We start from the raw sequence: 23,358 nt of genomic DNA, 5'->3' as shown, positions 1-23,358 counted from the left end.
TGCCTCTCAGAGCTTGATCTCGATGTCAACGCCGGCCGGAAGGTCCAGGCGCATCAGCGAGTCAACGGTCTTGGGCGTCGGGTCGAGGATGTCGATCAGGCGCTTGTGAGTGCGCATCTCGAAGTGCTCGCGCGAGTCCTTGTACTTGTGCGGCGACTTGATGACGCAGTACACGTTCTTCTCAGTGGGCAGCGGCACCGGGCCCGCGACCGACGCACCAGTGCGCGTCACCGTCTCGACGATCTTCTTCGCCGACGAATCGATGACCTCGTGGTCGTAGGCCTTGAGCCGGATGCGGATCTTCTGTCCCGCCATGGCTACTCCGTAGTCCTGTCTGTTGTGGAAACGCTCTGGCGCTCGGCCGGCTGCGGATGACTCCGCCGCTTTCCTCCGACCCACGCGGTCGGGCGTGTCGCACTCCCTCTAGAAAAAATTCCCATACGGAAATTCCCTCATCCAAGGGGGTGCGGTCCCAAGACCGCAGATCGGGGGCAAACACCCACCGAGTGCCTGGAAGGCACCGTGCTGACGCTTCCCAGAAGATTCCCGTACGTCCGCCCCATTGCTGCCCCGAAAGGCAGGTAAGGCGACGAGTACTGTGGGACTCGCTTCCGGTCCTCCCGGCGGGAGGCGCGCAGCATCGGCACTCAGCCGAGCAACTTGAGTAGTCTGCCATACGAGACGCGTACTGCGCCAATCGGGCCGAAGAGACTACTCCGCCGCGCGTACGCGTCAAATCGCGACGCGCGGCCGGGTTCCGGCAGGACCGGCCGGAGCGCCGTGATCGTCCCCGGAACCGCGCCAGGAAGTGTTGATCACGGACATTCCGGTCCCCGTACGGGTCCACGCCGGTGACCTGGGCCCCGCAGCGATCTCCTACGGCAGTTTCAGCAGGTCGGCGAAGGCGGGCCGGGTGATCGCCTCGGCGAGCTGGACCCGCCAGTCGGCCAGCGGCTCCAGTCCGGCCTCGGCCCAGCGGCCGTGACCAAGGACACTGAAGGCCGGCCGCGCGGCGGGCCGGGCGAACGCCGCGGAGTCCGTCGGCCGGATCCGCTCGGGGTCCAGGCCGCCGAGCCGGTAGGCCTCCCGGGCCAGCCCGAACCAGGTGGTCCGGCCGCCCGCGGTGCCGTGGTAGACCCCGCCGGGGGCCCGCCCGTCCAGGGCGGCGGAGCCGAGCTCCACCAGGCGGCGGGCCAGCGCGTAGGACCAGGTGGGCTGGCCGTGCTGGTCGTCGACCACGTCGAGGGTGTCCCGCCGGGCGGCCAGCCCGAGCATGGTGGCGACGAAGTTCGGCCCGTGCTCCCCGTACAGCCAGGCGGTGCGGACGACGTAGCCGTCCTTCGGCAGCAGCTCGGCCACCGCCCGCTCTCCGGCCAGCTTGGAGCGGCCGTAGGCGTTGACCGGGCCGGTCGGGGCGGATTCGGGGTACGGCTGCGAGGCGTCGCCGGGCAGCACGTAGTCGGTGGACACGTGCAGCAGCCGCGCGCCGGCCTCGGCGCAGGCCGCGGCGAGAACGCGAACGCCCGTACCGTTGACGGCGGTTGCGGCCTCCTCGGCGCTCTCCGCGCCGTCCACATCGGTCCAGGCGGCGCAGTTCACGACCACGGCCACGCCTTCGACCGCGGCCCGGACGGCCCCCGGGTCGGTGATGTCGAGGTCGGCGCGGCCGAGCCCCTCGGCCCGGATCCCGGCCTCCCGGAGTGCGGCCAGGACGTCCCGGCCGAGCATCCCGGCGGCGCCGGTGACGAGCCAGCGCGGGCCGTCGGGGTCAGCGATCACTCGCGCGGCGTTCGCTTCTGCGGTGCTCACTTGAGCAGCGCCGCCTTGGCCTTCAGGGGCTCCCACCAGGCACGGTTCTCCCGGTACCAGTCCACGGTCGCCGCGATGCCCTCCTCGAAGGTGACCTGCGGTGCGTAGCCCAGCTCGGAGCCGATCTTGCCGATGTCGATGGAGTAGCGCAGGTCGTGGCCCTTGCGGTCCTCGACCCGTTCGACCATGTCCCAGCCGAGGCCCGCGGCCTCCAGCAGGACGCCGGTGAGCTCCTTGTTGGTCAGCTCGACCCCGCCGCCGATGTTGTAGACCTCTCCCCCGCGCCCCTTGCGCATCACCAGGTCGATGCCGCGGCAGTGGTCGGAGACGTGCAGCCAGTCGCGCACGTTGCCGCCGTCGCCGTACAGCGGGACCTTCTTGCCGTCCATCAGGTTCGAGACGAACAGCGGGATGACCTTCTCCGGGAACTGGTGGTGCCCGTAGTTGTTGGAGCAGCGCGTGACGACCACGTCCATCCCGTGCGTCCGGGCGTAGGCCAGGGCCAGCAGGTCGGAGGAGGCCTTCGAGGCGGAGTACGGGGAGTTGGGCGCCAGCGGCCACTCCTCGGTCCAGGAGCCCTCGGAGATCGATCCGTACACCTCGTCGGTGGAGATGTGGACGAAGCGGCCGACCCGGTGCTTGCGGGCGGCGTCCAGGAGGACCTGGGTGCCCACGACGTTGGTCATCACGAAGGGGCCCGCGCCGGCGATCGAGCGGTCCACGTGGGACTCGGCCGCGAAGTGCACGACGACGTCGTGTCCGGGCATCACCCGATCGACGGCCTCGGCGTCGCAGATGTCGCCCCTGACGAAGGCGTATCCCCTGTGGTCCGCCACCGGCGCCAGGTTCGCCTCGACGCCGGAGTAGGTCAGCTTGTCGAAGACGGTGATCCGCGCGGCCGGGTCCGCGACTAGCTGCTGCCTGACGAATTCCGAGCCTATGAAACCGGCACCGCCGGTTACGAGGATGCGCATAATCCGAAGAGTAGCCGCCTGTCGAACGCCGTTCGCATAGGTTCTCCACATGCGAGGAATCCTCTTAGCCGGCGGCACCGGATCCCGACTCTGGCCGCTGACCCGGGCCGTGTCGAAGCAGCTGCTGCCCGTCTTCGACAAACCGATGATCTACTACCCGCTCTCCACCCTGGTCATGGCCGGGATCAGCGAGATCCTGATCGTCACCACCCCGGACGACCGCGAGCAGTTCGAGCGGCTGCTCGGCGACGGTTCGCAGTTCGGCCTCCGGCTGGAGTACGCCGTCCAGGAGCGCCCCGAGGGCATTGCCCAGGCGTTCGTGCTCGGTGCCGATTTCATCGGCGACGGCTCCGTCGCCCTGATCCTCGGCGACAACATCTTCCACGGCAGCGGCCTCGGCACGCGGCTCGCCGAGCAGGCCGGCGCCAAGGGCGGCCGGGTGTTCGCGTACCCGGTCGCGGACCCCACGGCGTACGGAGTGGTGGAGTTCGACGCGAAGGGGCAGGTCGTCTCCATAGAGGAGAAGCCGGCCGTTCCCAAGTCCCGCTACGCCGTACCGGGCCTCTACTTCTACGACAACCAGGTCGTCGGGATAGCCCGCGGCCTCAAGCCCAGCGCCCGCGGGGAGCTGGAGATCACCGCGGTCAACGATGCCTACCTCCGGGCCGGCGAGCTGCACGTCACCGTCCTCGACCGGGGCACCGCCTGGCTGGACACCGGAACCTTCGTGGCGATGGTCCAGGCCTCGGAGTTCGTGCGGGTGATAGAGGAGAGGCAGGGGTTCAAGATCGGCTGTGTCGAGGAGGCCGCCTGGCGGGCGGGGCTGATCGGCTCCGCGCAGCTGCGCGCGCTGGCCGAGCCGCTCACCAAGAGCGGCTACGGGGACTACCTGCTGGGACTGCTCGAAGAGGAGGCCGCCCTGTGAAGTTCCGCGAGCTGGGGATCAAGGGGGCCTACGAGATCGTCCCCCAGCAGCACGGCGATCCGCGCGGCATGTTCATGGAGTGGTACCGCTTCGACCGCCTCGCCGAGGTGGTCGGGCACCCCCTGAACCTGGCGCAGGCCAATCTCTCGGTATCCGAGCGGGGGGTGGTCCGCGGCATCCACTTCGCCGACGTCCCGCCCGGCCAAGCCAAGTACGTCACCTGCGTGCGCGGGGCCGTCCTCGACGTCGTCGTGGACCTGCGGGTCGGCTCCCCGACCTTCGGCCGCTGGGAAGGGGTCCGGCTGGACGACGTGGACCGTCGCGCGGTCTACCTCCCCGAGGGGCTCGGCCACGGCTTCTGCGCGCTGAGCGACGGGGCCACGCTCTCCTACCTCTGCTCGGCGACCTACAACCCGGCGGGCGAGCACGCGCTCCACCCGCTCGACCCGGGCCTGGGCATCGACTGGCCGGCACCGGTCCCGCTGCTGTCCGCGCGCGACGAGGCGGCCCCCTCGCTGGCCGACGCGCTCGCGTCCGGGCTGCTCCCCCGGTACGACGCCTGCCTGGCGTTCACCGAGTCGCTGCGCGAGGGGTGAGCGCGGGCCGCGCGCGCAGCCCCGTAGGGCTCCCTGGAGCTCCGCATGCAGAAGGGCCCCTTCCCTGTCGCGTGAACGACGGGGAAGGGGCCCTTCTGTCAAACATGGTGCCCGCGTCAGCGAGCTACCAGGTCAGAGCACGAATTACTTCGTGATCTTGGTGACCTGGCCGGCGCCCACGGTACGACCACCCTCACGGATGGCGAACTTGAGGCCTTCCTCCATGGCGACCGGCTGAATCAGCGTGACCGTCATCTCGGTGTTGTCGCCCGGCATGACCATCTCCGTGCCGGCCGGCAGGGTGACAACACCCGTGACGTCCGTGGTACGGAAGTAGAACTGGGGACGGTAGTTGTTGAAGAACGGGGTGTGACGGCCACCCTCGTCCTTCGACAGGATGTACGACTGGGCCTCGAACTCGGTGTGCGGGGTGACCGAACCGGGCTTGATGATGACCTGGCCGCGCTCGACGTCCTCGCGCTTGATGCCACGGAGGAGCAGACCGACGTTCTCGCCCGCCTGGCCCTCGTCGAGCAGCTTGCGGAACATCTCGATACCGGTGACCGTGGTGGTGGTCTTGGTCTCCTTGATACCGATGATGTCGACGGTCTCGTTGACCTTCAGGACACCACGCTCGATACGGCCGGTGACGACGGTACCGCGACCGGTGATCGTGAAGACGTCCTCGACGGGCATGAGGAACGGCAGCTCGGTGTCACGCGGCGGGGTCGGGATCGCCTCGTCGACGGCAGCCATGAGGCCGAGAAGCTTCTCGCCCCACTCCTTGTCGCCCTCGAGCGCCTTCAGCGCGGAGACGCGGACGACCGGAAGGTCGTCGCCCGGGAAGTCGTAGTCGGAGAGGAGCTCACGAACCTCGAGCTCGACGAGCTCCAGGATCTCCTCGTCGTCCACCATGTCGGCCTTGTTCAGGGCGACGACGATGTACGGAACGCCGACCTGGCGGGCCAGGAGCACGTGCTCCTTGGTCTGCGGCATCGGGCCGTCGGTGGCGGCGACGACGAGGATCGCACCGTCCATCTGCGCGGCACCGGTGATCATGTTCTTGATGTAGTCCGCGTGACCCGGGCAGTCGACGTGGGCGTAGTGACGCGCCTCGGTCTGGTACTCGACGTGCGCGATGGAGATGGTGATACCGCGCTGGCGCTCTTCGGGAGCCTTGTCGATCTGGTCGAAGGCCGAGGCCTCGTTCAGGTCCGGGTACGCGTCATGCAGCACCTTGGTAATGGCGGCCGTGAGGGTCGTCTTACCGTGGTCAATGTGACCGATGGTGCCGATGTTGACGTGCGGCTTAGTCCGCTCGAACTTCGCCTTCGCCACGGGGTCCTCCTGGAGAGTGGTTCTGTACGCCTTACAGATCGGCGCCAGGTGATCTTTGCTGGATAGCCGGTTCCCCCGGGGCAACGGAAGGGTTACTCCTGTTGCCCCAGAGGCTCCGGTGACAAGCCTAAAGCGTGTACTCGGAAGAGTTACTCGCCCTTGGCCTTCGCGATGATCTCCTCAGCGACGTTCCGGGGAACCTCGGCGTAGGAGTCGAACTGCATCGAGTAGCTGGCGCGACCCGAGGTCTTGCTGCGGAGGTCTCCGACGTAGCCGAACATCTCCGAGAGGGGCACGAGGCCCTTCACGAGGCGCGCACCGTGACGCTCCTCCATGGCCTGGATCTGGCCACGGCGGGAGTTGATGTCACCGATGACGTCACCCATGGACTCCTCCGGCGTGGTGACCTCGACGGCCATCATCGGCTCGAGGAGCACGGGAGAAGCCTTGCGCGCGGCCTCCTTGAACGCCTGCGAACCGGCGATCTTGAAGGCGAGCTCGGAGGAGTCGACCTCGTGGTAGCCACCGTCGAGAAGAATGACGCGAACGCCGGTCATCTCGTAGCCGGCCAGGATGCCGAACTTCATGGCTTCCTGCGCACCGGCGTCGACCGAGGGGATGTACTCCCTCGGGATGCGGCCACCGGTGACCTTGTTCACGAACTCGTACGCCGGACCGTCGGGCTCGGTGATGGGCTCGATCGCGATCTGCACCTTGGCGAACTGACCGGTACCACCGGTCTGCTTCTTGTGGGTGTAGTCGTGACGCTCCACCGTCTGGCGGATCGTCTCGCGGTACGCGACCTGCGGCTTGCCGACGTTGGCCTCGACCTTGAACTCGCGCTTCATACGGTCGACCAGCACCTCGAGGTGCAGCTCGCCCATACCACCGAGGATGGTCTGGCCGGTCTCTTCGTCCGAGTGAACGTGGAAGGAGGGGTCCTCCTCCGCGAGAGACTGGATGGCGACACCCAGCTTCTCCTGGTCACCCTTGGACTTGGGCTCGATGGCGACCTGAATGACCGGGGCCGGGAAGTCCATGGACTCCAGGATGACCGGGTTCTTGTCGTCACACAGCGTCTCACCAGTGGTGGTCTGCTTCAGGCCCATGACGGCGACGATGTCACCGGCGCCCACCGCATCGATCTCTTCACGCTTGTTCGCGTGCATGCGGTAGATCTTGCCGATGCGCTCCTTCTTGCCCTTGACGGAGTTCAGCACCGCAGTGCCGGCCTCCAGGCGGCCCGAGTAAACCCGGACGAAGGTGAGCTTGCCGAGGTGCGGGTCACGCATGATCTTGAACGCGAGCGCCGCGAGGGGCTCGTCGTCCGAAGGCTTGCGCTTCACGACGACCTCGGCGTCCTTGACGTCGTGGCCTTCGATGGCCTCGATGTCCAGGGGCGAGGGGAGGTAGCGGACGACGGCGTCGAGCAGGGGCTGAACGCCCTTGTTCTTGAACGCCGTGCCACAGAACACCGCGGTGACGGTGGCGCCACTGTCACCCTTGGAGCCGATGATGATGCGACGCACAGCGGCGTGCAGCTGCTCGACGGTGGGCTCGACGCCCTCGAGGAACAGCTCCATGATCTGGTCGTCGTTCTCGGCGACCGTCTCGACCAGCTTGGCGTGCCACTCTTCAGCGGCTTCCTTGTGGGTGTCCGGGATGTCGACGATGTCGTACATCTCGCCCTTGGTCGCCTCGGCGGACCAGACGAACGCCTTCATGGTGACCAGGTCGACAACGCCCTGGAAGTCCATCTCGGCACCGATGGGGAGCTGCATGACGATCGGAACCGCACCGAGGCGGTCCTTGATCATCTCGACGCAGCGGTGGAACTCGGCGCCGGTACGGTCCAGCTTGTTGACGAAGCAGATGCGCGGCACGCCGTAACGGTCGGCCTGACGCCATACCGTCTCGGACTGCGGCTCTACACCGGCGACACCGTCGAACACGGTGACGGCGCCGTCGAGGACGCGGAGCGAACGCTCCACCTCGACGGTGAAGTCGACGTGACCCGGGGTGTCGATGATGTTGATCGTGTGGTCAACGTCTTCGAGGGGCCAGTGGCAGGTCGTCGCGGCAGACGTGATGGTGATACCACGCTCCTGCTCCTGCTCCATCCAGTCCATCGTGGCAGCGCCGTCGTGGACTTCACCGATCTTGTAAGACACACCGGTGTAGAACAGGATGCGCTCGGTGGTGGTCGTCTTGCCCGCGTCGATGTGGGCCATGATCCCGATGTTGCGGACCTTGGCCAGGTCAAGCGAAGTGGTAGCCATAAGGCTTCGGTCTTCTCTCGGTCTCGATGTGGGGTGGGACTACCAGCGGTAGTGCGCGAAGGCCTTGTTGGACTCGGCCATCTTGTGCGTGTCCTCACGCTTCTTGACGGCCGCACCGAGGCCGTTCGAGGCGTCGAGGAGCTCGTTCATGAGGCGCTCGGTCATGGTCTTCTCACGACGGGCGCGGGAGTAACCCACGATCCAGCGGAGCGACAGGGTCGCAGCGCGACCCGGCTTGACCTCGATCGGCACCTGGTAGGTGGCGCCACCGACACGGCGGGACTTGACCTCAAGCGACGGCTTGACGTTCTCCAGCGCGCGCTTCAGCGTGATGACCGGGTCAGCGCCGGTCTTCTCGCGGAGGCCTTCCATGGCGCCGTAAACGATGCGCTCGGCGGTGGAGCGCTTGCCGTTCAGGAGGATCTTGTTGATGAGCGACGTCACCAGAGGAGATGCGTAGACCGGGTCGATGATGACCGGGCGCTTCGGGGCGGGGCCCTTACGAGGCATTTCTACTTCTCCTTCTTGGCGCCGTAGCGGCTGCGGGCCTGCTTGCGGTTCTTGACAGCCTGGGTGTCAAGCGCACCGCGGATGATCTTGTAACGAACACCCGGCAGGTCCTTCACACGGCCACCACGCACGAGCACGATGGAGTGCTCCTGCAGGTTGTGTCCCTCACCCGGAATGTAAGCGGTGACCTCGATGCCGGAGGTCAGACGCACGCGCGCGACCTTACGGAGCGCCGAGTTCGGCTTCTTCGGGGTGGTCGTGAACACGCGCGTGCAGACACCGCGACGCTGGGGCGAAGCCTCAAGCGCGGGGGTCTTTGTCTTCTCGACCTTGTCCTGCCGGCCCTTACGGACCAGCTGCTGGATCGTAGGCACTACTTCTCCGGTTTCTGTGTGCCGTGTAGTGGAGCTAACCTGGAACATTTGCCGACCCACGCGGTCGGGTGTGTCGGATCCGGCGGACCTCCACGCAAGCGTGGAAACGCATGAATCACGGTGGCCGAATACGGCTCGAGTGCGGTTGGTGGACACGCACAGGAGCCCAGGCACACCCCAGGCACAAGGTCTGAGCGTACCTACCGCATCCACTCCGGTCAAAACAAAAGCCCCTGGCCCCGAACGCCGAAGGGCCCACCGGCCAGTCGCCACACGGCCGAGACCCCTGTGTGGCCCCCACGATGTGCGGATGTGGTGCGGATGTGCTAAACGCCGCCCTACGGGGCTGCGCGCGCCGGCCGCCGCCGGGAGGCTTCGAACATGCGCCCCGCACCCCCGGCGCGAGCGGCGCACGCCCCCGGCGCGGGCCCTCCCCAGCGCGCCGGGCCGCACGGGTCCGGCCCTCCCGGCGAACTAGGCTGCGCTCCGATTCGTCCCAAAGCACACGACGGGACCCCATCGCAGCAGGGAGCGGGACATTGGGGACGGCCACCACCCAGCCGACGACGACCGAGGGTCCGCCGGAGCTCCTCCACGGCCCGCCGCAGAGCCCGCCCGGAGCCCCGCCCCGCCCCCCGGCCGCCCGCGGCCGCCGGGCCCTGCGGCGGGCCGGCGCCCCCCTGCTGGCCTTCCTCATCGCCTCGGGCGCCTCATGCGCGTCCTGGGCGGCCCGGGGCACGTACCCCTTCGGCGCCACCGGCCGCGCCATCAACGACCAGGCCAACCAGTACGTGCCCTTCCACCGGGCCCTGTGGGACCTGGTGCACGGCCAGGCGGCCGGAGACCTCCTCTTCACCTGGCGCGGCGGCTTCGGCGAACCGTTCCTCTCCGACTACTACACCTACCTCTGCAACCCCTTCTCCTGGCTGACCGTCCTGGTCCCCCGCGACCGGGTCGACCTCGCCGTCTTCGCGATCACCCCGCTCACGATGGGCGCCGCCGCCGCCGTGATGGCCTGCTACCTCGGCAAGCTGCACCCCGGCCCCTGGTGGCAGCGGGGCGTCCTCGGAGCCGTCTACGGGCTGTGCGGCTGGGCGCTCAGCGACGCCTCGTACATCCCCATGTGGCTGTGGGGCCTGGTCGCCCTCCCCCTCCTCGGCATCGCCGCCGAGTGGTGCCTGGAGCGGCGCCGCTGGCCCGCCGCGACCCTGCTGGTCGCGCTCGCCTGGTTCGGGAACTTCTACACCGCGATGATGGCCACGATGGCCGCCTGCGTACTGCTCGCCATCCGCCTGATCCTCATGGACCTGACCGGCGCGCAGCGGCTGCGCGCCGCGGGGCGGGCCGCGACGGCCACCGCGACGGGGATCCTGCTGACCCTGCCGCTGCTGCTGCCCGCGTTCCTCTCCAGCGGGGCCGCGCAGCCGACCGGAGCGGGCGCGTTCCATCCGGTGCGGATCGAGGTGTTCCTGACGGGCATGCTCCCCGCCACCCACCTGTGGGGCGGCCGGCCCCGGCTCTACGTGGCCTCGCTCGGCCTGATCCTCGCCGGGTCCTTCCTCCTCAACGGGGCCGTCGCCAAGCGGACCCGCCTGGTGTGGGCGGTGGCCACGGGGCTGGTGGCGGCCTCCTTCCAGTTCCCGCCGACCCAGTACCTCTGGCACGGGCTGGCGGTGCCCAACGGCAACCCCTACCGCGAGGCCTTCGTCTTCAGCGGGATGCTCGTGGTCCTGGCCTGGCTGTCGCTGGCCGCCGGGCCCCGCCCGCGGCAGCTGGCGCTGAGCTTCGGGGTGCTGGTCGCCGCCACCGCCGTCCTCAGCCGCACCAACGACTTCGGCGGCGCCACCTGGCCCGCGGTCCTGGGCGGCGGAGCGGTGTCCCTGCTGGCCCTGGTCCTGCTGACGCAGGGCGACAGGCGCCCGGTGCTGATCCCCGTGGCCGCCGCCCTGATGATCGGCGTGGTCCTCACCGAGTCCACGGTCGCCGCGGTCAACGCCGACCTGCGGCGGGCCCGCGAGCCCTGGGCCGCGCCCGCGGTCACCTCGGGCCCTTCGATCACCCGCCACTTCGAAGCCGCCCGCCAGGTGCACGGCTGGCCCGCGTACCGGACCGACTCGGGCTCGCCGCAGAGCTCGTACAACGACGCGCTCGCGCTCCGCACGGAAGGCCCGCAGTACTACAGCAGCTACCTGCCCGAGGTCACCTACCGGGCACTGGAGCCCCTCGGCTTCGGGTTCAAGAACGACGGCCGTACCTTCTTCGGCGCCGACAACCCCGTCCTGGACGCCATCTTCTCGATCGGCGCCCGGGTCCGCCCCGCAGCCGATCCGGACACCTGGACCGCCTCCCGGTTCCCGGCCCCTCCCCTGGTCACCGTCCGCAGCGCCCCCTACACCTCCCCCAACCCGGCGGGCAGCGTCTACGCCCGCCAGGAGAACCTGCTCGGAGCCACCGTCTACCGGGTCCCGCCCGTCACCCGCGGCGGCACCGCCACCGAGCGGACGTACGCCGCCCGGTGCGCCCCCGGCTCCGAGGCCTTCTGGTACTCCCCCGGGCTCTACGGCACGGTCGCCTCCGGAAGTGTGCGGGGGCGGCTGGGGGGCCGGGCCGCCGGTGTCCTGCCGCTCGGCGAGATCCCGGCGAACGGCAGGGGCGTGATCAGCGTGAAGACCCGTAACCTGCGCGCCGACGCCGGCCGGCACCCCGTCGGCTGCCTCGACCGCGCCAAGCTCACCGGGGCCGTCGCCCACCTCACCGCCACGGGGGCCACCGAGGTCACCGCGGGGGGCCACACCATCGAGGCCACCTTCCCGAAGGGCACCGCCGGCACCGCCGTCTTCGCAATGACCGACGTGCCCGGCTGGCGGTGCACGGCCCCGGTGAAGGACTTCCACGGACTGGTCTCCATGGACATCCCCGCCGGAGCCACCCGCCTCTCCTGCACCTTCACCCCCAGGGGCCTCACCCCGGGCCTGGCTGCCGCCACCCTGGCCCTCCTGGCCCTGGCCTCGGTCACGGTGACGGGCCTGCGCCGCGAGCGCCGCCGGGGCTGACAGCGGGACCCGGGCCCCGGACACGAAGAAGCCCCCCGCCACTCCTCTCGGAGCGGCGGGGGGCTTCTTCACATGCCCTATGACTTAGCCGTTGTACGGGCCGTAGTCGTAGTCCTCCAGCGGGACAGCCTGGCCGGAGCCGGTGCCGAAGGGCGAGTAGTCGATGTCGTCGTAACCGACGGCCGAGTACATCGCTGCCTTGGCTTCCTCGGTGGGCTCGACCCGGATGTTGCGGTAGCGGGCGAGGCCCGTACCGGCCGGGATGAGCTTACCGATGATGACGTTCTCCTTGAGGCCGATCAGGGAGTCGGACTTGGCGTTGATCGCCGCGTCCGTCAGAACCCTGGTCGTCTCCTGGAACGACGCCGCCGACAGCCAGGACTCGGTCGCGAGCGAGGCCTTGGTGATACCCATCAGCTGCGGACGGCCGGAGGCGGGGTGACCGCCCTCGGTGACCACACGACGGTTCTCGGTCTCGAACTTCGACCGCTCGACGAGCTCGCCCGGCAGGAGCTCCGCATCGCCGGACTCGATGATCGTCACGCGGCGGAGCATCTGCCGGATGATGATCTCGATGTGCTTGTCGTGGATCGACACGCCCTGCGAGTTGTAGACCTTCTGGACTTCGCCGACCAGGTGGACCTGGACCGCACGCTGGCCGAGGATGCGCAGCACGTCGTGCGGGTTGGTCGCACCCATGGTGAGCTTCTGGCCGACCTCGACGTGGTCACCCTCGCTGACGATGACCTTGGCGCGCTTGGAGATCGGGAAGGGCGTCTCCTCGCTGCCGTCGTCGGGCACGATGACGATCTTCTTCGTCTTCTCGGTCTCCTCGATCCGCACGCGACCGGCGGCCTCGGAGATCGGGGCGACACCCTTCGGGGTACGGGCTTCGAAGAGCTCGACGACACGCGGCAGACCCTGCGTGATGTCGTCACCGGCCACACCACCGGTGTGGAAGGTACGCATCGTCAGCTGGGTACCGGGCTCACCGATGGACTGGGCGGCGATGATGCCGACCGCCTCACCGATGTCGACCAGCTTGCCGGTGGCGAGCGAGCGTCCGTAGCAGAAGGCACAGGTGCCGACCGCGGACTCACAGGTCAGGACCGAGCGGGTCTTGACCTCCTCGACGCCGTTCGCGATGAGGGCGTCGATGAGCACGTCACCGAGGTCCACGTTGGCCGGCGCGATGACCTTGCCGTCGATGACGACGTCCTCGGCCAGCATGCGGGCGTAGATGGAGGTCTCGACGTCGTCCGCCTTGCGGAGGACACCGGTCTCGTCCTTGACACCGATCTTGAGCTTGAGGCCGCGCTCGGTGCCGCAGTCCTCCTCGCGGATGATGACGTCCTGCGAGACGTCCACCAGACGACGGGTCAGGTAACCCGAGTCGGCGGTACGCAGGGCGGTGTCCGCCAGACCCTTACGGGCACCGTGCGTGGAGATGAAGTACTCCAGAACGGTGAGGCCCTCACGGAAGGACGCCTTGATCGGACGCGGGATGGTCTCGTTCTTCGCGTTCGACACCAGACCACGCATACCGGCGATCTGTCGCATCTGCATCATGTTTCCTCGGGCACCCGAGTCAACCATCATGAAGATGGGGTTCGTCTTGGGGAAGTTCGCGTTCATCGCCTCGGCAACCTCGTTGGTCGCCTTGGTCCAGATCGCGATGAGCTCCTGCGTGCGCTCGTCCTTGGTGATCAGACCGCGCTCGTACTGCTTCTGGACCTTCTCGTCCAGCTCCTCGTAGCCCTTGACGATGGCCTTCTTGGCCTCGGGCACGACGACGTCGGAGATGGCCACGGTGACGCCCGAACGGGTCGCCCAGTGGAAGCCGGCCGCCTTCAGGTTGTCGAGCGTCGCCGCCACGATCACCTTGGGGTAGCGCTCCGCCAGGTCGTTGACGATCTCGGAGAGCTGCTTCTTGCCCACCGAGTAGTCGACGAACGGGTAGTCCTCGGGCAGCAGCTCGTTGAAGAGCGCGCGGCCCAGGGTGGTGCGCAGACGGAAGCTGTCGCCCGCCTGGAACTCCTGCTCGCCCTCTTCGGCGACCGGGTGCACCCAGCCACGCGGCGGGATGGTGCCCACCGGGAAGCGGATGTCGACGGCCGACTGGAGCGCCAGCTCACCGTTGTCGAACGCCATGGTCGCCTCGGCGGTGGAGCCGAATGCACGGCCCTCGCCCTTGACGTCACGGAGCTCGCCGTCGGTGGTGAGGAAGAACAGACCCAGCACCATGTCCTGGGTCGGCATGGTGACGGGACGACCGTCTGCCGGCTTCAGGATGTTGTTCGAGGACAGCATCAGGATGCGGGCCTCGGCCTGCGCCTCTGCCGAAAGCGGCAGGTGCACGGCCATCTGGTCACCGTCGAAGTCCGCGTTGAACGCGGTGCAGACGAGCGGGTGGATCTGGATGGCCTTGCCTTCGACCAGCTGGGGCTCGAAGGCCTGGATGCCGAGGCGGTGCAGCGTGGGCGCACGGTTCAGGAGAACCGGGTGCTCGGCGATGACCTCTTCGAGCACGTCGTAGACGACCGTGCGGCCGCGCTCGACCATGCGCTTCGCCGACTTGATGTTCTGCGCGTGGTTCAGGTCGACCAGGCGCTTCATCACGAACGGCTTGAAGAGCTCCAGCGCCATGGCCTTGGGCAGACCGCACTGGTGCAGCTTCAGCTGCGGGCCGACGACGATCACGGAACGCGCGGAGTAGTCCACGCGCTTGCCGAGGAGGTTCTGACGGAATCGACCCTGCTTGCCCTTGAGCATGTCGCTCAGGGACTTCAGCGGACGGTTACCGGGACCGGTCACCGGACGACCACGACGACCGTTGTCGAAGAGGGCGTCCACGGCCTCCTGGAGCATGCGCTTCTCGTTGTTCACGATGATCTCGGGAGCACCGAGGTCGAGAAGACGCTTCAGGCGGTTGTTGCGGTTGATCACGCGGCGGTACAGGTCGTTCAGGTCGGAGGTCGCGAAGCGGCCACCGTCCAGCTGCACCATCGGACGCAGGTCCGGCGGGATCACCGGCACGCAGTCCAGAACCATGCCCTTGGGCTTGTTGCTGGTCTGCAGGAACGCGGAGACGACCTTGAGGCGCTTGAGCGCACGGGTCTTCTTCTGGCCCTTGCCGGTACGGATGATCTCGCGGAGGCGCTCGGCCTCTTCGTCGAGGTCGAAGGACTCCAGACGCTTCTGGAGCGCCGCGGCGCCCATGCAGCCGTCGAAGTACGTACCGAAGCGGTCGCGCAGCTCGCGGTAGAGCAGCTCGTCGCCCTCGAGGTCCTGGACCTTGAGGTTCTTGAAGCGCGCCCAGACCTCGTCGAGACGGTCGATCTCGCGCTGAGCGCGGTCACGGAGCTGCTTCATCTCGCGCTCGGCACCTTCGCGCACCTTGCGGCGTACGTCGGCCTTCGCGCCCTCGGCCTCGAGCTCGGCCAGGTCGGTCTCGAGCTTCTTGGCACGGCCTTCGAGGTCCGAGTCGCGTCGGTTCTCGATCTGCTGGCGCTCGATGGAGACGTGCGCCTCCAGGGACGGGAGGTCGCGGGTGCGGCGCTCGTCGTCCACGAACGTGATCATGTACGCGGCGAAGTAGATGACCTTTTCGAGGTCCTTCGGCGCGAGGTCCAGCAGGTATCCGAGGCGCGACGGGACGCCCTTGAAGTACCAGATGTGGGTGACGGGGGCGGCGAGCTCAATGTGGCCCATCCGCTCGCGGCGCACCTTGGCGCGCGTGACTTCGACGCCACAACGCTCACAGATGATGCCCTTGAAGCGGACACGCTTGTACTTGCCGCAGTAGCACTCCCAGTCCCGGGTCGGACCGAAGATCTTCTCGCAGAAGAGTCCGTCCTTCTCGGGCTTGAGCGTGCGGTAGTTGATGGTCTCCGGCTTCTTGACCTCGCCGTGGGACCAGGTTCGGATGTCGTCCGCGGTGGCAAGGCCGATCCGCAGCTCGTCGAAGAAGTTGACGTCGAGCACTGTGCGTCAATCCCTCTTTCGGGGTCGAGTCTCAATCATGGTCTGAACGGTCCCGGGGATGACGGGGGGCTCTTGAGCGAGCCCCCCGTCAGGCCCGTCAGACCTCTTCGACGCTGCTCGGCTCACGCCGGGACAGGTCGATACCGAGCTCCTCCGCCGCGCGGAAGACGTCCTCGTCGGTGTCGCGCATCTCGATGGACATGCCGTCCGAGGACAGCACCTCCACGTTGAGGCAGAGCGACTGCATTTCCTTGATGAGCACCTTGAAGGACTCGGGAATGCCCGGCTCGGGGATGTTCTCGCCCTTGACGATGGCCTCGTAGACCTTCACGCGGCCGGTGACGTCATCGGACTTGATGGTCAGCAGCTCCTGGAGGGCGTAAGCGGCGCCATAAGCCTCGAGCGCCCACACCTCCATCTCACCGAAGCGCTGGCCACCGAACTGCGCCTTACCACCCAGCGGCTGCTGCGTGATCATCGAGTACGGACCGGTCGACCGCGCGTGGAGCTTGTCGTCGACCAGGTGGTGGAGCTTGAGGATGTACATGTAGCCGATCGAGACCGGCTCCGGGAACGGCTCGCCGGAGCGGCCGTCGAACAGGTGCGCCTTACCGGTCGGAAGGACCAGGCGGTCCCCGTCGCGGTTCGGGATGGTGTGTTCGAAGAGACCGGAGATCTCGTCCTCGCGGGCACCGTCGAACACCGGGGTGGCGACGTTGGTACCGGGCTCGACGCGGTCGGCGCCGATGACCTTCAGTCGCTCGGCCCACTCCTCGGCGACACCGGAGACGTCCCAGCCGCGGCTGGCGAGCCAGCCGAGGTGGATCTCCAGGACCTGTCCCGGGTTCATTCGGGACGGGACACCCAGGGGGTTCAGGATGATGTCGACCGGCGTGCCGTCTTCAAGGAAGGGCATGTCCTCGATCGGAAGGATCTTGGAGATGACACCCTTGTTGCCGTGGCGGCCGGCGAGCTTGTCACCGTCGGTGATCTTGCGCTTCTGGGCCACGTAGACGCGGACCAGCTGGTTGACGCCCGGGGGAAGCTCGTCGCCCTCTTCGCGGTCGAAGACGCGGACGCCGATGACCTTGCCGATCTCACCGTGAGGAACCTTGAGCGAGGTGTCACGCACCTCGCGGGCCTTCTCACCGAAGATCGCGCGGAGCAGACGCTCTTCCGGGGTCAGCTCGGTCTCGCCCTTGGGCGTGACCTTTCCGACCAGGATGTCGCCCGCGACGACGTCCGCACCGATGCGGATGATGCCGCGCTCGTCGAGGTCCGCGAGGACCTCCTCGGAGACGTTCGGGATGTCCCGGGTGATCTCCTCGGGGCCCAGCTTGGTGTCACGGGCGTCGACCTCGTGCTCCTCGATGTGGATCGAGGAGAGGACGTCGTCCTGTACGAGGCGCTGCGACAGGATGATCGCGTCCTCGTAGTTGTGACCTTCCCAGGGCATGAACGCGACGAGCAGGTTCTTGCCGAGGGCCATTTCGCCCTCTTCGGTCGCAGGACCGTCGGCGAGGACCTGAGCCTCGATGATGCGGTCACCCTCGTTGACGATGACCTTCTGGTTGACCGAGGTGCCCTGGTTCGAGCGGGAGAACTTGGCGACGCGGTACGTGGTGTACGTGCCGTCGTCGTTGGCGACGGTGATGTAGTCGGCCGAGACCTCCTGGACGACACCGTCCTTCTCCGCACGGATCGAGTCACCGGCGTCGACCGCACAGCGGTACTCCATGCCGGTGCCGACGAGCGGCGCCTCCGCCTTGATGAGCGGAACGGCCTGGCGCATCATGTTCGCGCCCATGAGGGCGCGGTTGGCGTCGTCGTGCTCGAGGAAGGGGATCATCGCGGTCGCGACGGACACCATCTGGCGCGGGGAGACGTCCATGTAGTCGACGTCGTCGCCGGCGATGTAGTCGATCTCGCCACCACGACGGCGAACCAGCACGCGGTTCTCGGTGAAGCGCATGTCCTCGGACAGGCCGGCGTTGGCCTGGGCGATGACGAAGCGGTCTTCCTCGTCGGCCGTCAGGTAGTCGACCTCGTCGGTGACGATGCCGTCGATGACCTTGCGGTACGGGGTCTCGACGAAACCGAACGCGTTGACGCGGCCGTAGGACGCGAGCGAGCCGATCAGACCGATGTTCGGGCCTTCAGGGGTCTCGATCGGGCACATGCGGCCGTAGTGCGACGGGTGAACGTCTCGGACCTCGAAGCCGGCCCGCTCACGGGACAGACCACCCGGGCCGAGCGCCGACAGACGGCGCTTGTGAGTGAGACCCGACAGCGGGTTGTTCTGGTCCATGAACTGCGACAGCTGGCTGGTGCCGAAGAACTCCTTGATGGAGGCGACGACCGGCCGGATGTTGATCAGGGTCTGCGGCGTGATCGCCTCGACGTCCTGGGTCGTCATCCGCTCGCGGACGACGCGCTCCATACGAGCCAGACCCGTGCGGACCTGGTTCTGGATGAGCTCGCCGACGTTGCGCAGACGACGGTTGCCGAAGTGGTCGATGTCGTCGGTCTCGACGACGATCGAACGACCCGACTCACCGACGGTCTCGGTCTCACCGGCGTGCAGCTTGACCAGGTACTTGATGGTCGCGATGACGTCGTCGGTGGTGAGCACGCCGGCGTCCAGCGGCTCGTCCGCGCCGAGCTTCTTGTTCACCTTGTAGCGGCCGACCTTCGCGAGGTCGTAGCGCTTCGGGTTGAAGTAGAGGTTCTCGAGCAGCGTCTGAGCGGCCTCGCGGGTCGGCGGTTCGCCCGGACGCAGCTTGCGGTAGATGTCGAGCAGCGCGTCGTCCTGGCCCTGGGTGTGGTCCTTCTCCAGGGTGGCGCGCATGGACTCGTACTCGCCGAACTCCTCGAGGATCTGCTCGGTGGTCCAGCCGAGAGCCTTCAGGAGGACGGTGACGGACTGCTTGCGCTTGCGGTCGATGCGAACACCGACCATGTCGCGCTTGTCGATCTCCATCTCGAGCCAGGCACCCCGGGAAGGGATGATCTTGGCGGCGAAGATGTCCTTGTCGGACGTCTTGTCGATGGAGGAGTCGAAGTAGACACCAGGGGAACGGACGAGCTGCGACACAACGACACGCTCGGTGCCGTTGATGACGAAGGTGCCCTTGTTGGTCATGAGCGGGAAATCGCCCATGAAGACCGTCTGAGACTTGATCTCTCCGGTCTCGTTGTTCGTGAACTCGGCGGTGACGAAAAGCGGCGCCGCGAACGTGAAGTCGCGGTCCTTGCACTCGTCGACCGAGTTCTTCGCCGGCTCGAAACGGTGGTCGCGGAACGTCAGCGACATCGACCCGGAGAAGTCCTCGATCGGCGAGATCTCCTCGAAGATCTCTTCCAGACCGGACTTGGTGGGAACGTCCTGTCCGCTCTCAAGCGCCGACTCGACGCGAGACTTCCAGGCGGCGTTGCCGAGCAGCCAGTCAAAGCTCTCGGTCTGCAGCGCCAGGAGGTTCGGAACCTCGAGGGGCTCCTTGATCTTTGCAAAGGAGATGCGCAGCGGGGCGGTGCTGGCACCGTTGTTCGTATTGGTCGAGGCGTTGCGCGAGGCGGCCAAGAGGGGGTCCTTCCGAGGGCTCGGACTCACTACGCGCGTACCGGTCCCAGCTGACACAGAAGACAAGCGCCCCCCATCTGGTCAAAAGGACCAGCTCAGGGCCGTTCAATCAAGTGTGCTCATGCGTGGGCATGCCCCTGGCGACGGGCAGGGGGCAGCTAACAGGCAGCGCAAAGGGTCAGTGTAGCCACTCGGCTCACTGATGTCCAGACCAGGTTTCCGGAAACCGGCAACAGGCCTTCCCCATGTCGTTTAAACGGACCAACCCTGCGTCCTACGGCGTGCCACGCACTGCGGCTCTCGCACACAGAGCGCGTAACAGTACTGCCCTCTTCGTAGTCAATCCATGCCCGATGCGGGCCAGATCCATGCCTCGGATCTCGGATCGAACGAGCCCATCTCGCGACCGGTCTGAGAATTGCGCGCCGCGTCCCGTTCGTCAAGGCCCCCTGCTCCGAGCGGATCATCTCAGGACCCTGCCGCAGAGCAACGATGATCACCCTACTCCCCAACGAGACGGGGGCAAATCAGGCACTCCGGGTACGCCAAAGGGCGACCACCCTTACGGGTGATCGCCCTTTGAATGGGTCCCAGAAGGGGCCCAGAGGTGTTACTTGACGGTCACAGACGCGCCGGCAGCCTTGAGGGACTCGGCAGCCTTGTCAGCGGCCTCCTTGGCGACCTTCTCGAGGATCGGCTTCGGAGCGCCGTCGACGAGGTCCTTGGCCTCCTTGAGGCCCAGGGAGGTGAGCTCGCGCACGACCTTGATGACCTGGATCTTCTTGTCGCCGGCACCCTCGAGGATGACGTCGAACTCGTCCTGCTCCTCGGCGGCCTCAGCGGCAACCGGGGCACCCGGGCCCGCAACGGCGACGGCCGCGGCGGCGGTGACGTCGAACTTCTCCTCGAACGCCTTAACGAACTCGGAGAGCTCGATGAGGGTGAGCTCCTCGAACTGAGCGAGCAGGTCTTCCTGAGAGAGCTTCGCCATGATGGGCGATCCTTCCACTAAATCGGCAGGTGCCGGATGTATATAGAGGCGGGCGTAACGGCCCGCTTTGACCCACGCACTAGGCGGCGTGGATCAGTGCGCGAGCCGAATTACTCGGCACCGCCCTGCTCGGCGAGCTTGACGCGAAGCGCTTCCGCAGTGCGGACGAACTTCGACGGCAGCGCCTGGAAGAGCGAGGCAGCCTGAGACTGCTTGCCCTTGAACGCGCCGGCCAGCTTGCTGAGCAGAACCTCGCGGGACTCGAGGTCCGCAAGCTTCTTGATCTCATCGGCGGTGAGCGCCTTACCATCAAGGACACCCGCCTTGATGATGAGGTTGGGGTTTTCCTTGGCGAAGTCACGCAGGCTCTTCGCCGACTCCACCGGGTCACCGGTGATGAAGGCGACCGCGGTGGGACCAGCGAAGTGCTCGTCCAGCGCGGTGATCCCGGCCTGGTTGGCCGCAATCTTGGTCAGCGTGTTCTTCACCACGGCGTACTGGGCGTTCTCACCGAGAGAGCGACGCAGCGTCTTGAGCTGCGCGACGGTGAGACCCCGGTACTCGGTCAGCACGGCGGCGTTCGAGTCGCGGAACTGGTCCGTGAGCTCGGCTACCGCGGCAGCCTTGTTGGGCGTCGGCATAGTGCGTCGGCCTCCTTCCGGGTGATGAGGACCGCTCAGAAGGGGCATAAATACGAAACGCCCCGGCGCAGGCGCCAGGGCGTAGCTCAACCGGAACGGATTCCGGGAACTTTCCTTGATCACCTGCGCAGGACGTCCGCAGTTAGCGGATCCTTCGGCCACCGCACCCTTGCAGGCACGGCAACGACCAGCGGTCTTTGGCTTCTCCGGAAGCGTACGCGAACCAGTCGTTGTCAAGCAAATCCGCCCTCCGGGACCCTCGCGGGCCGGTCCCCGCAAGGGTTCCGGGGGCTCAGTGGCGTCAGTGGCCTCAGTGGCCGAGGCCCTTGAGCTTCTCGTCGGTCTCCTTGAGGGACTTCTCCGTCTCGGCGAGGCTCTTGTCGACGTCCTTGAGCTTGTCGTCGACCCCCTTCATGACGTCGTCGAAGTCCACCGTGTCCTCGGCCGGCGGCGCGGCGACGGCGGGCGTCGTACCGAAGGCGGAGAACTTCGCCGTGGTCTGCAGCGGACCGTTCTCGGGCCCCGACTCCGTGGCGTCGAAGCGGACGGGGTAGCCGTCCTTGCCGATCCACAGGTCGATGCGGAGCTCCTTGATGCCCTTGACCGCCTCGTGGAGGTACTGGCGGTTCTTCTCCTCCATGACCTTCGTGGCGTCGTCGGCCTTCAGCAGCTCCGTGCCCGTGAGGACGGCCTTGTAGTGCTGGGCCTCCACCCCGTCGGTCGGCTCCGCGCCCACGTACCGGACGGTGTCCTGGCCGAGGAGCATCGCGAGGTACTCGGCCGGGTCCTCGTTGCGCCGCACGCCCGGCTTGCCGTCCTTGGCCAGGTTCATCTTCATCCAGGACTTGCCCTCCAGGGGCTTGTCCAGCTTGGTCCAGACGATGTCGCCGATCATGATCGAGCGCGTGTCGGGCTTGTCGCCCTTGAGCACCACGTCATGGCTGGACGGGTACCAGCCCTTGGTGCCGGACTGCCCCGAGGTCTTGCCGGCCGGGTCGGTGGTGGTCACCTCGGCCTTGGCGAACTTGGCGGCCACCGTCTTGAGGTAGGCCGCCTTCACCGCCTCCTCGGGCGTCGGGGGCTTGGCCGCGGCCCCCTTCGACCCGGACTTCTCCCCCTTGCCCGCGTCGGCCTCGTCGCCGCCGCAGGCCGTGAGACCGCCCACGAGCAGTGCGGCGCCCGCCAGGGCGGCACCGGTCCGTGTCCAGACAGCCTTGTTCATCTCGTACTCCCCCATGAAAAAAGATCTACGTCGTGCACGCCGGACCGCGGTCAGCCGGTCCCGGCGCCCTTCATCATCTCGGCGAGGTCGACGACCTGGTCGGCGGGCGGCGCGGCCACCTCGACCGGCTTGTTGTAGTCCAGGAACTTGATGGTGGTGTCCACCGGGCCCTTGGCGGCCTCACCGCGGGTGCGGACCTGCTTGGTGTGGTCCGACTCGTCGATCCACATGTCCACGGTCAGGCTCTTGACGCCCTGCGCCTCCAGGCCCTTGAGGGACTCCTCCTGGCGCTTCTTGGCCTCGGGGGTCGCGGAGTCGAGCGCGGCGCGCATCTCGTCGAGGCCGACCGTGCCGCTGAGGTGCCTGGTCTTCACCCCGTCGATGGTCTCGTCGCCGACCAGCTTGAGGTCCTTGGCCCTGAGCAGCTCGCCCGCCCGGTCTCCGGGGTTCTCGCCGGTCTTGTTCGCCGAGCCGCCCGCCTCGTTCAGCTTCTGCGCGGTGGCCGCGTCCAGGCTCTTGAGGTCGAACTTGAGCCACTTGCCGTCGGACCCGATGAACATGGCCCCGTCGACGAGGCGGATCTCGGCGCTCTGGCCGCCCTCCCCGGAGGTGCCGATCTTCATCGCCATCTCCACCGCGGGCTTGAGCCGCATGGAGACGTCCCCCGAGAACTGCTCGCCCTCCGCGGTACCCGTCATCGAGTAGTGCAGGGAGGTGATCTCCTCCGACTTCGCCTTGACCTTCTCCAGGTAGGCGGCCGGAGCGGCCTGCGCAGCGCCCTTCCCGGCGCCCTGGGCGGACGGGGCGGCGGACGGGTCCCCGGCCTTGCCCGCCCCGTCCTTCTGCCCGCCCTCGCAAGCGGTGGCCCCGCCCACGAGCAGTACGGCGGCCAGTGCGGCCCCGGCGGCCTTCTTGCGGTTGCGGTACACGGACAAGAGTCCCCACCCCTGATGTGATCGTTTGATTGAATCTTTACCCTACTGGCTGGTTCGTCGATCACTTCGTGATTTTTCGGGGCGAAACGCAAAAACGGGCCTTGGTCCCCCCTGGAGGGGACCAAGGCCCGTTCGGGCAACTCAGCG

General features: G+C 67.4%; 16 protein-coding genes. 3 read left to right on the top strand and 13 right to left on the bottom strand.

Annotated features, from left to right (window positions below):
• Positions 1-6: 6 nt before the first annotated feature.
• The 3 genes from rpsJ to rfbB all read right to left on the bottom strand — a co-directional run bounded on the left by rpsJ (position 7) and on the right by rfbB (position 2,783).
• Positions 7-315 (bottom strand): 30S ribosomal protein S10, encoded by a 309-nt coding sequence (gene rpsJ / locus OG490_RS22390; RefSeq protein ID WP_003948644.1) that lies wholly within the window; start codon positions 313-315, stop codon positions 7-9.
• Positions 316-876: 561 nt separating this feature from the next.
• Positions 877-1,728 (bottom strand): dTDP-4-dehydrorhamnose reductase, encoded by an 852-nt coding sequence (rfbD, locus tag OG490_RS22385; protein ID WP_443065969.1) that lies wholly within the window; start codon positions 1,726-1,728, stop codon positions 877-879.
• A 77-nt stretch (positions 1,729-1,805) separates the two neighbouring features.
• On the bottom strand, positions 1,806-2,783 hold the full coding sequence (gene rfbB, locus OG490_RS22380; protein WP_330298077.1) for a dTDP-glucose 4,6-dehydratase: 978 nt from the start codon (positions 2,781-2,783) through the stop codon (positions 1,806-1,808).
• A 49-nt stretch (positions 2,784-2,832) separates the two neighbouring features.
• On the opposite strand from rfbB, the gene rfbA reads away from it, so the two are divergent.
• Positions 2,833-3,708 carry a glucose-1-phosphate thymidylyltransferase RfbA gene (rfbA, locus tag OG490_RS22375; RefSeq protein WP_330298076.1) on the top strand — a complete coding sequence of 292 codons (876 nt, stop codon included), beginning with the start codon at positions 2,833-2,835 and terminating at the stop codon, positions 3,706-3,708.
• Positions 3,705-4,304: a dTDP-4-dehydrorhamnose 3,5-epimerase gene (rfbC, locus tag OG490_RS22370; protein WP_330298075.1), complete on the top strand. Its 600-nt coding sequence runs from the start codon at positions 3,705-3,707 to the stop codon at positions 4,302-4,304. Before rfbA ends, rfbC begins: the two co-directional genes overlap by 4 nt.
• A gap of 144 nt (positions 4,305-4,448) precedes the next feature.
• Here the strand turns inward: rfbC and tuf are convergent, their stop codons facing one another.
• From tuf to rpsL, 4 genes are all read right to left on the bottom strand, one after another.
• Entirely contained in the window at positions 4,449-5,642 is a 1,194-nt protein-coding gene (gene tuf, locus OG490_RS22365) for an elongation factor Tu (protein WP_112447760.1), read from the bottom strand.
• 149 nt (positions 5,643-5,791) lie between these two features.
• Complete coding sequence (gene fusA, locus OG490_RS22360) at positions 5,792-7,921, bottom strand: elongation factor G (RefSeq protein ID WP_330298074.1); 2,130 nt, start codon at positions 7,919-7,921, stop codon at positions 5,792-5,794.
• A 39-nt stretch (positions 7,922-7,960) separates the two neighbouring features.
• Complete coding sequence (gene rpsG / locus OG490_RS22355; protein WP_330298073.1) at positions 7,961-8,431, bottom strand: 30S ribosomal protein S7; 471 nt, start codon at positions 8,429-8,431, stop codon at positions 7,961-7,963.
• A gap of 2 nt (positions 8,432-8,433) precedes the next feature.
• Entirely contained in the window at positions 8,434-8,805 is a 372-nt protein-coding gene (rpsL, locus tag OG490_RS22350) for a 30S ribosomal protein S12 (RefSeq protein ID WP_007265893.1), read from the bottom strand.
• 539 nt (positions 8,806-9,344) lie between these two features.
• Here rpsL and OG490_RS22345 point away from each other — a divergent pair.
• Positions 9,345-11,858, top strand: a complete 2,514-nt coding sequence (locus OG490_RS22345; RefSeq protein ID WP_330298072.1) for a YfhO family protein — start codon at positions 9,345-9,347, stop codon at positions 11,856-11,858.
• Positions 11,859-11,942: 84 nt separating this feature from the next.
• Here the strand turns inward: OG490_RS22345 and OG490_RS22340 are convergent, their stop codons facing one another.
• From OG490_RS22340 to OG490_RS22315, 6 genes are all read right to left on the bottom strand, one after another.
• Positions 11,943-15,842: a DNA-directed RNA polymerase subunit beta' gene (locus OG490_RS22340; protein WP_330298071.1), complete on the bottom strand. Its 3,900-nt coding sequence runs from the start codon at positions 15,840-15,842 to the stop codon at positions 11,943-11,945.
• Positions 15,843-15,939: 97 nt separating this feature from the next.
• Positions 15,940-19,422, bottom strand: coding sequence for a DNA-directed RNA polymerase subunit beta (gene rpoB / locus OG490_RS22335; RefSeq protein WP_330298070.1), 3,483 nt, complete (start codon positions 19,420-19,422; stop codon positions 15,940-15,942).
• Positions 19,423-20,032: 610 nt separating this feature from the next.
• Positions 20,033-20,413 carry a 50S ribosomal protein L7/L12 gene (rplL, locus tag OG490_RS22330; RefSeq protein ID WP_330298069.1) on the bottom strand — a complete coding sequence of 127 codons (381 nt, stop codon included), beginning with the start codon at positions 20,411-20,413 and terminating at the stop codon, positions 20,033-20,035.
• A gap of 110 nt (positions 20,414-20,523) precedes the next feature.
• Positions 20,524-21,054 (bottom strand): 50S ribosomal protein L10, encoded by a 531-nt coding sequence (gene rplJ / locus OG490_RS22325; protein WP_215023401.1) that lies wholly within the window; start codon positions 21,052-21,054, stop codon positions 20,524-20,526.
• A gap of 310 nt (positions 21,055-21,364) precedes the next feature.
• The gene (locus OG490_RS22320; protein WP_330298068.1) at positions 21,365-22,276 is read right to left on the bottom strand and encodes a hypothetical protein; all 912 of its coding nucleotides are present in this window, start codon (positions 22,274-22,276) and stop codon (positions 21,365-21,367) included.
• A gap of 50 nt (positions 22,277-22,326) precedes the next feature.
• Entirely contained in the window at positions 22,327-23,205 is an 879-nt protein-coding gene (locus OG490_RS22315) for an LppX_LprAFG lipoprotein (protein WP_330298067.1), read from the bottom strand.
• Positions 23,206-23,358 lie beyond the last annotated feature (153 nt).

This window comes from Streptomyces sp. NBC_00503 (assembly GCF_036346895.1).
In the GTDB taxonomy this organism is placed as follows: domain Bacteria; phylum Actinomycetota; class Actinomycetes; order Streptomycetales; family Streptomycetaceae; genus Streptomyces.
The sequence above is the reverse complement of the archived record's forward strand: the minus strand, read 5'-3'. Positions and strand labels throughout refer to the sequence as shown.